This is a genomic window from Paenibacillus sp. Y412MC10, from assembly GCF_000024685.1.
Lineage (GTDB): Bacteria > Bacillota > Bacilli > Paenibacillales > Paenibacillaceae > Paenibacillus_AQ > Paenibacillus_AQ lautus_A.
In genome coordinates this window covers 2,033,788-2,048,539 of the sequence record NC_013406.1, presented here as the reverse complement: position 1 = coordinate 2,048,539, position 14,752 = coordinate 2,033,788, and the positions used below count along the sequence as shown (strand labels likewise).

Here is a 14,752-nt window from a genome sequence, read left to right as displayed (position 1 = left end):
CTTTATTTGTACCAGTGTGACAGCAGCTTCGTCAGGTCATGGGATAACACATTCAAGATGCCGATCACCCGTGCATATTCCATTCTTGTAGGACCGAGAATGCCGATCGAACCAAGCGCTTTGCCGTCGATCGAATACGTCGCAGTGATCAAACTGCAGTTCGAAATGGCCTCATGCGTATTCTCCGTGCCGATCTTCACTTGGACACCGTGCTCCCCGGGAGCAGGTGCCATGAGCTTCATCAGAGCGGGAGTCTGCTCCAGAAGCTCGAATATTTCCCTTACTTTATCAACATCCTTGAACTCCGGCTGGTTCAGCATGTGGGTCGTGCCGCTCAGATATACCCCCCGGTGATCCGGTTCGTTGTTGAGAGCGATATCCAGCATACTCATCAGATCCTCATAATGTGAAATATGCCGCTGCATTTCCTCGGCAATTTCCGAATACAAACGAGTCTTGAGTTTATATAGAGGCACATTGACCAGCTTCTTGTTCAGAAGATTTACCACTTGCTCCAGTTCCGATACGGACACGCCCTGCGGAATCGAAACAACCTTGTTCTCGACTTGCCCTGTGCTGGTAACGATGATGGCCACCGCTTGATCCTCATGGAGAGGAAGAAGCTGGAAATGGCGCAAAGACGTATGAAAAACTTCCGGTCCCAGCAGGATGGAAGTGTAATTAGTCATTTGAGACAGAATGCCGGCTGTATGCTGTATCATCTGCTCCATCACGTTCAGCTTTTCTGCAAAAAATGATTTCATCATATGCAGTTCCGCAGGGTTCAAGGAAAACGACGACGTGAGATGATCAACATAATATCGATATCCTTTATGCGACGGTATTCGTCCAGCTGAGGTATGGGGCTGCTCCAGAAACCCGAGCTCCTCCAGATCAGCCATCTCGTTACGAATGGTTGCCGGGCTGTAGCCGACGTCCCCTCGCTTGGAAATGCTTCTTGAACCAACCGGCTCGGCAGAACGGATATAGTCATCCACAATGGCATTCAAAATCATGCGCTGACGATCTGTTAACATGTCGCTTCCCTCCTTGCTGACTGCTCATTTTCGCTTTCGTTAGCACTCATCGCCATCGAGTGCTAACCGATATAACAAAAATACCAAACCGACCTGAGGATTGTCAAGTCAGTTCAGTACTTTAAGAACAGCTATTTCGTCACAAGCATACTGCTTCTTGCAGTGGATGCAGTCGGTCCATACCTTCTCCGGAAAAATCTCCTTCTCTACGACGGCAAAGCCGTTTTTGATGAAAAAGGATACCTCATACGTCAAGGCCATTACTTTCGGAAGCTCGCGGCGTTTCGCTTCTTCCAGAAGGGTGTCCACCAGCATGGAGCCGATGCCTTGCCCTTTATATCCTTCCGAGATGCCGAGCGAACGGATCTCGACCAAATCGCTTCCCAGCTGGCACAATGAACCGCAGCCAATGACGTGCCCTTCGGATTCAGCTACAACGAACTCTCCGATTTGTTTCTCCAGCACTTTTTTGGACCGGGGGAGCATAATCCCCTTCTCGGCATAACCCTGAATCATCTGATACAGCGGCTCGACATCCTCTAACTTTGCTTTTCTGCATACCGCCGACATGTTGTCCGTCTCCCCTTTACACGCTCCGTCATGTTATGAATAAATATACAACAGAGCGCATATAAGTTCAATAGATTAATTTGTCGTCAGGCTTCCTATGAATTCGCCAAACACATCGTTGCCAAACAAAATGCCTTTGCTGCTCAGCTTATACCCTTCCTCGGTTGCATCGAGTAGGCCCGCGCCTACCATTTTATTCAGCGGACCGGCAAAAACATCCTCCATGGAGATCCCGAACTGCTCCCGGAACCGGCTGCGCGAGACGCCGTCCAGCACGCGCAGCCCGACCATCAGGAAATCCTCCATCGCTTCTTCCTTAGATATCTCAAAGCTCTCCAATCTTGGAAGGCCTTTATTGGCTGCTTCATTATAGGGATTGACCCCTTTGATGTTCACATGGCGCTGACGGCCGACATATCCGTGCGCCCCCGCGCCTAGGCCGTAATAGTCTTCGTTGCGCCAATACGTCATATTATGCCGGCTCTCGAAGCCGGGTTTCGCAAAATTGCTGATTTCGTACTGCTTATATCCGGCAGCCTTCATCCGTTCCATTAAAAGAAGGTACATATTCAGCTCGTCCTCCTCATCCGGAAGCGGAAGCTGGTTTCGCTGGTACATCGTATGGAACAGCGTATTCTCTTCGACCTTCAGGCTGTAGATTGAATAATGCGGGAGTTCGAGCTCCAACGCCTTATCCACGCTTTCCGCAAGCATGTCCAAGGTTTGATTCGGGAGACCGAACATCAGATCGATGGACATGTTGTCAAAGCCTGCTCTTCTGGCGTTATCGAGACTCCGGTATACGTCATCCGTATCGTGAATTCTGCCGATGCCGGTCAACAATGTGTTCTGGAAGGCCTGCACCCCGAAGCTGATCCGGTTCACCCCGCCTTGGCGCATGACGGACAGTTTCTCCAGATCCGTGGTGCCGGGATTCGCCTCCATTGAAAACTCGATGCTATCGGACCATTCCGGAAAATGGCGCTTCACGCTCTGCAAGAAGTATTCCATTTCGTTCGGCTTTAGTACAGTAGGAGTCCCGCCGCCTACAAAGATGCTCTTGATTCGTCCCGGCGGATTAGCCTGAACGGTCAGCTCCATTTCCTTATCCAGCGCTCGCAGATAATCCATTACCGGCTGATCCTTTAACACGTAGGAATTGAAGTCGCAGTAAAAACATTTATTGGTACAGAACGGAATATGGATGTACACCGCTTCCGTCCGTTGATCGTTTGCCGTCATTCTTTTCTTGCCCCCTCATATACCGCTCTGACATGACTTACTTTAAGTAACTTCTTGAAAGTTCCTTCTCTACTATAACGCTATGCCTCTTGGAATGAAAGAAAGGAAAGCCGAGAATCGGCTTTCCCATCATTTACATCGTGAAGGCTATACACGCAAGGAGCGGCTCTTTAACTCAAAGGCCTTCCCCTGCCATTGGCTTCCTATTACTTGTCGTCGATTTTCAGAACGGCCATGAAGGCTTCCTGCGGCACTTCGACGCTGCCCACCTGCTTCATCCGCTTCTTACCTTCCTTCTGCTTCTCCAGAAGTTTCCGTTTACGGGAGATGTCGCCGCCGTAACATTTGGCAAGCACGTTCTTGCGCATCGCTTTAACCGTTTCGCGGGCCACAACCTTGGTACCGACCGATGCCTGAATCGGCACCTCGAACATTTGGCGAGGAATCAGCTCGCGCAGCTTCTCGCAAATCGCCCGGCCGCGGTGGTAGGCGCGGTCCTTGTGCACGATAAAGGACAGGGCATCCACCTGCTCGGCATTAAGCAGAATGTCCATTTTGACCAGATTGGACCGGCGGTATCCGGACAGCTCATAATCGAATGAAGCATATCCTTTGGTGCTCGATTTCAACTGATCGAAGAAATCGTACACGATTTCCGACAGCGGAATTTCATAGGTAATGGTGACGCGCGTCGTGTCCAGGTATTCCATGTTGACGAATTCGCCGCGTTTGTTTTGGCAAAGCTCCATGATCGCTCCGACATAATCATTCGGCACGATAATGGCTGCTTTAACATAAGGCTCTTCGACATAATCGACCTTGCCGACCTCAGGATAATGGGAAGGGTTATCGATTTGAATCTGCTCTCCGTTCGTCTGCGTAATGCGGTAAATCACGCTCGGCGCGGTCGTAATCAGCGGTATGTTAAACTCGCGTTCGATCCGCTCCTGGATGACGTCCATATGAAGGAGGCCCAGGAATCCGCAGCGGAAGCCGAATCCGAGCGCGCTGGACGTCTCCGGCTCAAAGCTGAGCGATGCGTCGTTCAGCTGCAGCTTCTCGAGCGCCTCGCGCAGATCGTTGTAGTCCGATGTTTCGATTGGATACAATCCGCAGAACACCATCGGATTGATTTTGCGGTAACCCGGGAGCGGCTCGGCCGTCGGACGCTTGGCATCCGTTACCGTATCCCCGACCTGCGTATCGCCCACGCTCTTGATGCCCGCGACGATGAAACCGACATCGCCGACGTTAAGCTCGTCCACGATGGACATGCGCGGCTTAAAGGCACCCACCTCGATCACCTCGAAGGTTTTGCCGGTGGCCATCATCTTGATCTTGGAGCCGGCCTTGATGCTGCCGTCAATGACGCGAACGTATACGATGACGCCCTTGTAAGGATCATAATGGGAGTCGAAAATCAGCGCTTTCAGCGGTTCTTCGGAATTACCCGTTGGCGCAGGCACTTTCTGAACCACCTGCTCCAGGATTTCCTTGATTCCGATGCCCGCTTTCGCGGAAGCCAAAACGGCATCGCTGGCATCGAGCCCGATCACGTCCTCGACCTCCTGCTTCACCCGTTCGGGATCGGCGCTCGGCAGGTCGATTTTGTTAATGACAGGCAAAATTTCAAGATTGTTATCCAATGCCAGATATACGTTGGCCAATGTCTGCGCTTCGATTCCCTGTGCGGCATCGACAACGAGCAGCGCGCCTTCGCAAGCGGCCAGGCTTCGGGATACCTCATACGTGAAGTCGACGTGTCCGGGAGTATCGATCAGGTTCAATATATACTCCTCGCCGTCATCGGCTTTGTAGTTTAGGCGAACCGCCTGCAGCTTGATGGTAATTCCGCGCTCTCGCTCCAGATCCATCTGATCCAGTACCTGCTCCTGCATTTCACGCGAAGTTAATGCGCCCGTAAATTCCAAAATACGGTCGGCAAGCGTCGATTTCCCATGGTCTATATGTGCAATGATACAGAAATTACGAATTTTTTGTTGTCTTACTTGTACGTCTGTCATGCCTAACCCCCAACAACCACCAGATGTTTGAATCAACTTATTATACCAGTTGAGGGGATGCACAGCAATGCTGAGAATAAAGGCGAAATTTATTCCGCAATCGATCCGAACATCGACACGACCCAGCGGATGCTTTGGTCAGAGAGCTGCTGAAGCAATCCGGCCGTTTTGTCGGCAAGCACATCGGCAGGCGGTTGGGAGCGTTCGGGGAGCAGGATGTCGCTGGGCGACGGCTCGTATTCGGGCACTGCCGTCTTATGGGCGTCTGGTTCCTGGTCGACGGATTCAGGGGCGGGAGGATGCTTGCGCGTCCCTCCCCATCCATTCCCCTGGGCCGTTCCGCCTTGCGGATCCTGAACCTGGCCTTGCACCACGGTCTGCGTTCCCCCGGTACCCTCGGCCGGCACCGGCCCTTTGGCCCCTCCAAGCTGCATGCCGACCAATATGCCGATGCCTGTCCATATGATTAGCGCCACAAACCGTTTTCCCAATCTCGACATCATAAGCCCCTCCTTGATTTACCCCTTCATTCCTGCTCCGTTCATGACCCTTTCCTTCAACCTTCAACCTGCTTTGGACGCTTTATCCTCCGCGCCTATTTTGCTGCCGTCCTTGGCTGCTGAAGCCGACTGCTTCTTCGCTGGATCACTCTCTTTTTTCACGCTGGCCTTCTCGGCTTCTTGTTCCTGCCAGTACACTTCGGCGATGATGTCCGCCAGCGCTTCGGCCGTTCGCTGCAATTCTTCCTTCGTATTGTCGATGCCGCCGATTTCGATCAGGATGCTGTTCGGGGACAAGGATTGGTTGTACTCTCCGTTCCCTTGGTCCGCCGATTTGCCCCACACGCCCCGGGAAACGCCGGGATAGGACTTCTCCAGCTTGGCATTGATTTTGCTTGCAAACGCCTCGTTCTGTCTCCAGTTCTCGTTCGCATGTCCGATGATGAAGTACACCTTGGCGTAATTGACGCCGTTTACGGTGGCCGTCGTTTTGTTGTAGCGCTGCGAATCCCGGTGGATATCGATCAGATAGTTGATGCCGTCGTTCTGGGACATGGCCTCCATGGCCATCTGGCGCGAGTATTTATAAGAATAGTTATAGTTATATCCTTCCACGGTAGATTGATAATCGCTCTTGTCGTGCAGGGTGCCGATTCCGTTGGCTTCAAGCCTTTTGCTCAGGAAGCTGCCCACCAGCATGACGTTCTTGGTCGGTGATACCGCCCCCGGATTATCGGATGGATGCGAGAGCAGCGGGTTATACGCTTCCTGCGGGTGGGAATGATAGATGAGCACGGATTTCTTCCCGTTCGTTGTCTTTCCGTCCTTGGAGGTGCTTCCGGGTTCATTCTTGCTGCCGGGCTCGTCCTTCCCGCCCTGATCCGGAGCATCCTCGCCCTTTCCTTCATTGCCGCTATTCCCTTGTTCGCCCTGCGTCGGCTCTTCCCCGGTCTCGGCGGGCTCTCCCTCCGCCTGCTCTTCCGCCGGATCCGGACGGTAATCGGCCGGTGCCTCGCCATCCTCGTTACCGGAGCCGTGCGACAGCTGAACCGGTTGATTAGCCTTCATGCCGGGAAGCTCTCCCGCAAGGAGGCTCTTCGGATCCTTCGGGTTTACGCTCGTCAGGAGCTCAAAGACGAACGTGGACATTTTCTCGCCGGAGAAGCTCGAGGTCTCTTTGGAAGCCGTCATATGCGGCATCTCCATGCCGATCATATCGATGAAAAAATGGCTGGATAACGAAGCGGCCAATCCTTTCATCGACGACACGGGCGAGGAATTCATCCGCTGTTCCGCCATTCCCCCGATCCCTAGCAAAATAAAAAATATAAGAGAGCCTAGCATCAGTATAATTAACGTACGCCCCATGCTCAGACCTTCCATGACCTTCCGTTTCATTCTGGCAATATTCCAGATGCGGAACTTGCGATTGTTCATAGCGATGTCCTCCTCGGTTCGCCGGGAGATGCCGACCTCATCCAGCCGTTCCCGCGACTCTGTAATCTCTTATACTTCAAATCTATGAACCGGGGAGATTCGATAGAACTAGATCCTGGAAAAATATAAAAGCTCCGATAGATTCGGAGCTTTTACTATGGGTCAGTGGGTATACGCGCCTACATTGCCGGGATCCACGGCTTCATGGAGCGCCGCGTTCAGGCCGGTCGCCACGATGTTGGCGATATCTTCTATAAATTCATCAATCTCCTTAGGCGTTACGATAAGGTCATGGCCCAGCGGCTCCAGAACCTCCTTCACCAGGGCGAGGCGCTCGCCTTCGGGGATATCGTGCAGCATTCCCATAATCTTGCCCGTCTCCGGCGCGCCTTCCCCGAAGTGGGATTTCATCAGCTCAATCGCATTATTGACGATGGTGGAAGCGTAGCAGACGGTCGGAACGCCGATCGCAATGCAAGGGACTCCAAGAATCTCCTGAGTCAGTCCTTTCCGCTTGTTGCCAACGCCGGAGCCGGGATGGATGCCAATATCCGCAATCTGGATGGTCGTGTTCACCCGCTCCAGCGAACGCGAAGCCAGTGCATCGATGGCGATGATCAACTCGGGGCGCGTTTGTTCCACGATGCCTTGAACCGTTTCGCTCGACTCAATCCCCGTCAGGCCGAGTACACCCGGCGCAACGGCGCTTACCTGACGATAGCCCGGGGCCACCCGATCCGGCATGAGCTCGAAATACTGGCGGGTCACCATCACGTTCTCCACCACGAGCGGTCCCAGCGAATCCGGCGTCACGTTCCAGTTGCCGAGCCCGACAATGAGCACGCTTGCCTTGGGTCCAATCCCGATCCGGGACATGAACGCTTCGAACTCGCGGGCGAAGACAACGGATACCTGATCCTGAAGCCCCGTATCGCCCTTGCGAAGATCGGGAACCTCCAACGTGACGTAATGCCCCTTCACCCTTCCGATTTGCTGAGAGGCAGCATCGTTCTCCACATCCAGCCTTGTAATCTTAATTCCGTCCTCCTGCACCACGTCCTCCATAACCCCGGGAATGGGCGCGCTTCCTGTGCCTCCAGCCAGTTCTCTTGATTCCACGGCCAGATCCGTTCGGACCGAGTATTTTTGCAGATCCAGATCCATCTAAATTCACACTCCTCCTCATATTGTTAGTAGTGTGCGAGAGTATGGGAGAGATTATGCAGAAGTCCGAATGAGTATTGCTTTTTGTCCACCCCCATGCTAAAATATTTTAAGTTGTGAATCATTTCGCTCTATTGAAATGCCTTACAGGAGGTGAATGTAATGCCAAACATCAAATCCGCGATTAAACGTGTAAAGACAAATGACAAACGCCACGCGCTTAACATTTCTCAAAAATCCGCGCTTCGCACAGCTGTTAAAACTGCTGACGTAGCGTTGAACGGTACAGAAATCGAAGCTGCTAAAGTAGCTTTCCAAGCTGCTTCCAAGAAGCTTGATAAAGCCGTAACGAAGGGCCTGATCCATAAGAACGCAGCTGCCCGCAAGAAATCCCGTCTGGCGAAAAGACTAAACGCTCTTACGTCCCAAGCGTAAGAAACGTTTGTTGAATACGACATGGAAAAAGCCCTGAACAGTTCACGCTGCTCAGGGCTTTTTGTGATTAGAAAAACGTTCATCGATGCACACTCTTCCGAGGATTGACCGCTTATAGCGGATGTTTTTCTGGCCAGATCAAGTTGATTTACCTCTGCAGGTCATACTTTCTGATCTCTAGATGAAAAAGAGCGTACGGCCGCTCGCGCGTCCCCGTACGCTCTTGAGTTATTTCGGTTCGCTTACGCGCCAAGCCGCAGCAGGAACAACTCGATTCCGAGCACCTTATCCACGGCCCCGGTCTTCATCTGGTAATCCAGATTGGCGAGATGGTTCAATATGCCTTCAAGACGTGCCGTCTGAAACTTGCGGGCCTGCTCGCCAGCAATCTTCACCGCATAAGGATGCACCCCGATTTGGGAAGCAATCTGCTGCTGCGAGTAGCTCTGGGTGGATAACGTCTTCACCTGCAGAATGATTCGGAACTGTCTGGTAATCAGGGCCGCAATCTTGATGGGCTCCTCACGCTGCTTCAGCAGCTCATAATAGATCCCGAGCGCCTTGTCCAATCGGAGATTGGCGATATCCTCCACGAGCGCAAACACATTCTGTTCCGTGCTGCGCGCCACCAGCATATCCACGGTTGCAACATCGATGGCTCCGTCGGCTCCCGCATACAAACACAGCTTCTCGATTTCACCCGATAAAGCCTGAAGACTGGTTCCCGCATTCCGAACAAGCGCTTCCGCCGCGCCTGCGCGCAGCGTGCAGCCGCCTTTCTTCACCTGCTTGTCCACCCAGCGAAGAAGTTCATCCCCGCCCAAAGGCATGAAGGAAAGGGCAACCCCCGACTTCTTGACCGCCTTGACTACCTTCTTGCGCTCATCCAGCTTTTCCTGCCCCACCATAAAGACAATCACGCTATAATCTGCGGGATCGGTCAAATAATCCAGCAAAGCCTCTGGACGATGATCCACTTTCCCGTTATCTTTTGCAGCCGTAAAAAAAGCCGTATCCCGGACGAATATCAGTTTTTTCTGAACCATAAAAGGAACCGTCTCGGCTTCCTCTACCACGGTTTGTATCGGAACTTCCCCTAAATCCATGTGAACCAGCGCAAAATCCCGGTCTTCTTTCGGGATCAGCTGGGCTTCCAGAAATTCGGCGAACTCCTTCATCTGGAATTTCTCGCTGCCATACAGCAAATAGACGGAAGACACGTCTCCCTGCTTGACCGCCTTGGCCGCCGCTTTGGCATCCATCGGCGTCCCCCCTTTCTACTCTGTACACTATACCAAAAAACAGTGCCCGAATGCGATAGACGTCAAACATAAAAAACGAAATCGCCCACGCGAAAACAAAGAGACCTCGGCTGTAGGCAGCGGCAAGGTCCCTTCGTCCCAACACATCTATATAAACGCCGGCAAGCATGCTCTAGAAACACCTCGCCGCCGGTCATACGACGGTAGTTGGTATAATGCTCTCTCTAATATATTGTATTCATATCTCCCGGCATTGGTGCGCCGAATGTATTTATATCTGTATAATTCTATGGTTTAGGCTGCTTCTGCCCCGCAGACGCCGGCGGCTGAGCCTTCTCTATGGAGTAGACGGATTCAACCAACTCTTTGTTCGTCTGTACCTTGTACTTGAACGTTAAGCCGTCCTCGGACCATTGACCGGATACCCAGCTTCCGCCAAGCGGAATCCTCTCGACCGTTTCGACCGCTTCAGCTGAAGTCTGGTCTCCCGACGGCAGGCGATAGATCACCAGATATTCGGCCTCCAGGGAGGCTCTGTACAGACCATCCGGGGACGGCCATTGTTCCGGCACCATCGCCAGCCCTTGGTACGATCCGGTGGAACGGTCGGAAGATTCCGTGCTTCCAGCGCCTGCATCGCCGGCAGGGTCGCTGATCGGCGGCACCTTCTCGGTTTGGACGTCCATTGCTTCATTAGGCGAAGTCTGGATGCTCATGCTCTCCGAGTTCTGCCCAGGCTCGTCGGCCGGAGGGTTCGAAGGGCTTGCGTCATTTTTTTTGGGTACCTCATTGCTGCTTGTTGCAGGTTGGTCTGGCGCTTGAGGCTCCCCGTCATTGTTCTTCTGAACCGGAGCATCGGGGGCTGCTGCATCTTCCCTGATGTCTTTAGCCCCATCCGATGGCTCTGTCTTCTCCTTTGATTCGTCGTTCGAGCCCGGATTCGGATCGGATTCCGACGATTCCGGCGGCGAACTCCGCAAACCTGCGGAAGGATCGCTCCCCTCGTTCGCCGTACCGCCAGTCTCCGCGCCGCCATCGGCGGCAAACGGCTGAACCATATCCTGAATCTCCGTCTCGGCCGAATCCTCATTTGCTCCCGCGCTGGTCGTGCTCGCCTCTTCATACGGAATCTCCGCATCGGATAACATCTTCGGTTCATAATTAAAAATAGCGACGCCGAGAATAAGTACAGCGGCGGCAGCCCCGATCGCCGTTCTTCCGCCAACCGTGCTCCACCAGCTGCCCGCACGCCGCGGACGCCGAATGTCCGGCATCATTTCGGCAGGCTCCTGGCTTTTCACGGCCGGAGGTGCGACAAGGCTCTCGCGATCACGGTCGATGGCATCCAGTTTAGGCATGATAGCGTCTACCAGACTGACAGGCGGGGTAACGGCCGGAAGATCTTCAAGCTCTCTGTTTAATGACTTTAATATGTTAAAGGTCTCCGCACACTCGGGACACACGGCAATATGCTGATACATTTGGGCCGTCTCATCGGAAGTAAGGTCCCGGTCCAAATAGCGGTGCATGCGTTCCACCACCTCTTGGCAATTCATCCTGATACACCACCTTTCTGATGCTCTTGGAGCATATTCTGCAGCTGCTGCCTGGCCCTGAACAAATAGGATTTCACCGTATTGAGCGGAAGGTTCAGACAATCAGCGATTTCGTTGTAGGACAGGTCCTGCAAATACCTTAAGACAATGACCGTGCGATGATGATCCGGCAGTTGGTTAATGGCCTCCTGGATATCCTGGGCCAGATAGCCCGACATCACTTCCCTTTCCACGTCGAGATGATCCCGAAACACCATGTCATGCTCATCGATGGAAACCGTCGGCTTCGTTCTGCGGAATTTATCGATGCATATGTTGGTAACGATCCGCTGGACCCAAGTCTTGAACTGGGCTTTCTCCTCATAGGAGTTGATCTTCGTATATACGCGTATCAGTGCTTCCTGGGCTGCATCCATGGCATCCTGTTCATTGTTTAAAATGTAATAAGCAGTTCGGTAAACATGTTGCTCAATTTCTCGCAATAGGGTGATTAGAGCGTCGCGATCGCCCGATTGAGCGGCTCTTATGAGTCCCTGCTCCACCACAGTGGATCCCCCTCTCCCTGCATACATACAGACGGATAGAATTAAAAAATGTTGCAGTATGTAACCTATTAATTTTTTCAGGAAACTTCATCTAACTATACCAAATATAAAGATTATAGTCATCCGCTGCATTTTCCTATAAAGATCATACTACGAAACCCGGTCCCAGGAACAGCGGGCGTCTTCATGGAATCTTCGTTCGCGTCTCAATATGCCCGTTCTTGATCCTCATCTGGATTTCGCCATGAAGGTTGGTTTGATAGATGATGGACCGAAAACGTTCCAAGCGGCCGACCACGTCCGGATGAGGGTGACCGTACATATTGTTGACGCCGGCAGAAATTACCGCAGCCGTCGGCTTCCATGCATTCAGCCATGGCGCGGATGTGGATGTCTTGCTTCCATGATGGGCCACCTTCATGACGTCGATCCGGTCTTCGGCAGCAAGCCGTGAGGCTGCGTCATCTTGGGATTGCCCCTCCAGGTGCTGCAGTATTTTCCGTTCGGCTGCTTGATCCGTATCCCCGGTAAATAAGACGCGGCTGCCGTTCATCTGAAGGACAAATACTAGTGAAGCATGATTTTGCTCCTTAATCAACGGTAATGCTTTGATGACTTCTCCACTTTCTGGGAAAAGAGGGGATAAAAATCGGATCTCCGTGTGACCGTCAAGTTTCCATACGGAATCCGCTCCTGCCCGATATACGGGAATGCGCTGTTCAACCGCGGATAACATCAGCTTCCGGAAGGAAGCGGATTCGGCCAAGGTCCCATTAAACACGACGGATTTCACGGGGATTTCCTGCAAAACAGCCAGGAGTCCCCCTATGTGGTCCTGATCCCCGTGGGTCATGATGACGGCTTCAAGCTGGTGCACGCCCCGTTTTTTCAACAAAGGCACCACCACTTTCGCTCCTACCTCGTACGGAGCTTTCCTTTCCTTCCAGGCGTCCTTCTCCTTGCGAAAATTCACCGTCCCGCCACCGTCAATGAGAACATGCTTGCCCGAAGGCGTTGTGACCAATATCGAATCTCCCTGTCCCACATCCAGGAATTGCACCAGTCCCGCCCCTTGCGTAGACGGCGATTGATAGCCGCTGTACAGCAGAACAATCAAAACCCCGGACAGCAGGGCTATCGCAGCTCCCGGGGCATACCGTTCGATATGATGACTGGCACGAAGGAAGCCTCTCCATCGCAATGCACCGGCCAAACGGCCCACGATCGGCAGCGTGCCCACGCCGGACAAATCTGCTCTGCCGCCCCATGACGGGCGTCCGTCCAATGGCTCCGTATCATTCGAAGCGTTCTGCCCTCCCTCGGGATTCTTAAATCTTTTGTTCAGGATGGACAGCAATGCATACAGGACAACGAAATAACACAGTATCCAGGCTAACGACGGGGACGGCCACAATGTCATAAAAACCGAGGAACCATTCATCCATTCAACGATCCGGAACGTGATATGGTTTAACCATTCGGTCACGGCGGCCAGCCAGCCCGCCCCGCGCATCCATACCCACCCCATCAACAGAGACACCATGCCTAAAGGCAGGACGACCAGGCTAATGACCGGAACGAGGATCAGATTGGCGAAAACGGAAATAAGCGAGACCTGGTTGAAGTAATGGATGGTGAGCGGAAAGGAAATCAGCTGCGCCACGACCGTTATGCCGACGGTTCCCCCCAGCCAGCGGGGCAAGAATGCCAGCAGCGGCATCAGCTTCGGCACGAATATCATCAAGCCCGCCGTCACGATGAAGGAGAGCTGAAAGCTGACGTTCACGAGAAAATACGGATTCCACACCAGCATGGCAAGCGCGGCCACGCTGAGGATATGCAGCCCATCCTTCAAAAGCCGCCGCCGCGCAGCATACAAACCGATCATTCCCATGATGCCTGCGCGCACTATGGAAGGACTCGCCCCGGTCAGCAGGACATATACGGGAATCAGCCACATCACCGCAGTCAGCGAGGCCTCCCTCGTCATTCGAAGGGTTGTGCATACGAATAGCAGGCATCCTACAACCACGGCCACATGCATGCCCGATATCGCAAGAATATGAGTCAATCCCAAACGCGAGAACTCCATGAATGTATCGGGATCCAAGTCATCCTGATTGCCAATGACGAGTCCCTTCATATACCCCGCATGGATGCCGCCGTACAATTGATCCAGCTTGCTTCCAAGCTTGTCGCGAAGGGCATCATTCCATCTGAGAACATGGCTTAATTTCCAGCTGTCTGGCGGTTCGATCACCGCTTGGTCCGAGCCCTTCACTTTGACGATCCAATGAATCTTCTGAGTACGCAAATACTGAAGGTAATCAAACCCGCCAAAATTGCGGGCCACTCCAGGCCTTTGCATTTCCCCGCTCAGCTGTATGCGGTCCCCGCGCTGCCATTGGTTCACAATCTCCAGCTCCGTTTTATCCAGCAGTTTTACTTGGACCATAACGATATCGTCTGTATTCAGCATCATGCTGCCATTCGGATCGGCTTGTTTTTGCACCGCCGGGTGCTTGGATTGGATCAGATCAGCCCGCTGCAGGGTTACCTGGAAATCAGCCCGGTCGCCATCCACCTCGACAGGAGAAGAAATCACCCCGAACGCAGTAACAGGAATGGGTTCAGTCGACTCTTCCGATGCAAGGACCGACTCGAAATCACTTACATTCGCCTCATCATGCCATTCCCAGTACGAGCCCGATACGCACAATGAGCATAGCATGCAGATCGTAAACAGGCGCCCTGCGCCCACCCACTGGCATACAGCTAATAATAGAAGAATTAGCCCGACCGCGATCACGGCGAGCTTCCATCCGTCATACAGGCATGCAGCACCGCTGCCGATCACCCATAACACGGTAAACACAAGTAATGGCCTTCGTTTCATCATTGAATGCATCCCCTTCTTGACGAAATAAAAAAAGAACCCTTGCCTGCAAATCGCAGTCAAAGGTTCTTCCTCCATAACTTT

12 protein-coding genes are annotated in these 14,752 nt (G+C 52.9%); 1 reads left to right on the top strand and 11 read right to left on the bottom strand.

Annotation, left to right across the window (positions count from 1 at the left end; translation table 11 throughout):
• Nucleotides 1-2: 2 nt before the first annotated feature.
• From hrcA to gpr, 7 genes are all read right to left on the bottom strand, one after another.
• On the bottom strand, nt 3-1,037 hold the full coding sequence (hrcA, locus tag GYMC10_RS08710) for a heat-inducible transcriptional repressor HrcA (RefSeq protein ID WP_015734180.1): 1,035 nt from the start codon (nt 1,035-1,037) through the stop codon (nt 3-5).
• 108 nt (nt 1,038-1,145) lie between these two features.
• Nucleotides 1,146-1,607: an N-acetyltransferase gene (locus tag GYMC10_RS08705; RefSeq protein WP_015734179.1), complete on the bottom strand. Its 462-nt coding sequence runs from the start codon at nt 1,605-1,607 to the stop codon at nt 1,146-1,148.
• A 75-nt stretch (nt 1,608-1,682) separates the two neighbouring features.
• A complete protein-coding gene (gene hemW, locus GYMC10_RS08700; RefSeq protein WP_015734178.1) occupies nt 1,683-2,849 on the bottom strand; it encodes a radical SAM family heme chaperone HemW in 1,167 nt (388 codons plus the stop codon).
• A 206-nt stretch (nt 2,850-3,055) separates the two neighbouring features.
• Nucleotides 3,056-4,873: a translation elongation factor 4 gene (lepA, locus tag GYMC10_RS08695; protein WP_015734177.1), complete on the bottom strand. Its 1,818-nt coding sequence runs from the start codon at nt 4,871-4,873 to the stop codon at nt 3,056-3,058.
• 89 nt (nt 4,874-4,962) lie between these two features.
• Nucleotides 4,963-5,376, bottom strand: coding sequence for a hypothetical protein (locus GYMC10_RS08690; RefSeq protein WP_015734176.1), 414 nt, complete (start codon nt 5,374-5,376; stop codon nt 4,963-4,965).
• Nucleotides 5,377-5,436: 60 nt separating this feature from the next.
• Nucleotides 5,437-6,810 carry a stage II sporulation protein P gene (locus GYMC10_RS08685; RefSeq protein WP_015734175.1) on the bottom strand — a complete coding sequence of 458 codons (1,374 nt, stop codon included), beginning with the start codon at nt 6,808-6,810 and terminating at the stop codon, nt 5,437-5,439.
• 162 nt (nt 6,811-6,972) lie between these two features.
• Nucleotides 6,973-7,974, bottom strand: coding sequence for a GPR endopeptidase (gpr, locus tag GYMC10_RS08680; protein ID WP_015734174.1), 1,002 nt, complete (start codon nt 7,972-7,974; stop codon nt 6,973-6,975).
• Nucleotides 7,975-8,136: 162 nt separating this feature from the next.
• Here gpr and rpsT point away from each other — a divergent pair, with 162 nt between their 5' ends.
• Nucleotides 8,137-8,409 (top strand): 30S ribosomal protein S20, encoded by a 273-nt coding sequence (rpsT, locus tag GYMC10_RS08675; protein ID WP_009590780.1) that lies wholly within the window; start codon nt 8,137-8,139, stop codon nt 8,407-8,409.
• A 242-nt stretch (nt 8,410-8,651) separates the two neighbouring features.
• On the opposite strand, the gene holA is transcribed toward rpsT, so the two are convergent.
• From holA to GYMC10_RS08655, 4 genes are all read right to left on the bottom strand, one after another.
• Nucleotides 8,652-9,671, bottom strand: coding sequence for a DNA polymerase III subunit delta (gene holA / locus GYMC10_RS08670; RefSeq protein WP_015734173.1), 1,020 nt, complete (start codon nt 9,669-9,671; stop codon nt 8,652-8,654).
• A 287-nt stretch (nt 9,672-9,958) separates the two neighbouring features.
• Entirely contained in the window at nt 9,959-11,227 is a 1,269-nt protein-coding gene (locus GYMC10_RS08665; protein ID WP_015734172.1) for a zf-HC2 domain-containing protein, read from the bottom strand.
• Nucleotides 11,224-11,772, bottom strand: coding sequence for an RNA polymerase sigma factor (locus GYMC10_RS08660; protein WP_009590814.1), 549 nt, complete (start codon nt 11,770-11,772; stop codon nt 11,224-11,226). Before GYMC10_RS08660 ends, GYMC10_RS08665 begins: the two co-directional genes overlap by 4 nt.
• Before the next feature lie 184 nt (nt 11,773-11,956).
• The gene (locus GYMC10_RS08655) at nt 11,957-14,671 is read right to left on the bottom strand and encodes a ComEC/Rec2 family competence protein (protein ID WP_049788792.1); all 2,715 of its coding nucleotides are present in this window, start codon (nt 14,669-14,671) and stop codon (nt 11,957-11,959) included.
• Between the last annotated feature and the right edge of the window lie 81 nt (nt 14,672-14,752).

Coding starts and splice junctions, on each gene's coding strand:
- hemW (WP_015734178.1), bottom strand. CDS start 2,849: ATGACGGCAAACGATCAACGGACGGAAGCGGTGTACATCCATATTCCG.
- GYMC10_RS08685 (WP_015734175.1), bottom strand. CDS start 6,810: ATGAACAATCGCAAGTTCCGCATCTGGAATATTGCCAGAATGAAACGG.
- GYMC10_RS08690 (WP_015734176.1), bottom strand. CDS start 5,376: ATGATGTCGAGATTGGGAAAACGGTTTGTGGCGCTAATCATATGGACA.
- lepA (WP_015734177.1), bottom strand. CDS start 4,873: ATGACAGACGTACAAGTAAGACAACAAAAAATTCGTAATTTCTGTATC.
- GYMC10_RS08655 (WP_049788792.1), bottom strand. CDS start 14,671: ATGATGAAACGAAGGCCATTACTTGTGTTTACCGTGTTATGGGTGATC.
- gpr (WP_015734174.1), bottom strand. CDS start 7,974: ATGGATCTGGATCTGCAAAAATACTCGGTCCGAACGGATCTGGCCGTG.
- holA (WP_015734173.1), bottom strand. CDS start 9,671: ATGGATGCCAAAGCGGCGGCCAAGGCGGTCAAGCAGGGAGACGTGTCT.
- GYMC10_RS08705 (WP_015734179.1), bottom strand. CDS start 1,607: ATGTCGGCGGTATGCAGAAAAGCAAAGTTAGAGGATGTCGAGCCGCTG.
- hrcA (WP_015734180.1), bottom strand. CDS start 1,037: ATGTTAACAGATCGTCAGCGCATGATTTTGAATGCCATTGTGGATGAC.
- GYMC10_RS08665 (WP_015734172.1), bottom strand. CDS start 11,227: ATGAATTGCCAAGAGGTGGTGGAACGCATGCACCGCTATTTGGACCGG.
- rpsT (WP_009590780.1), top strand. CDS start 8,137: ATGCCAAACATCAAATCCGCGATTAAACGTGTAAAGACAAATGACAAA.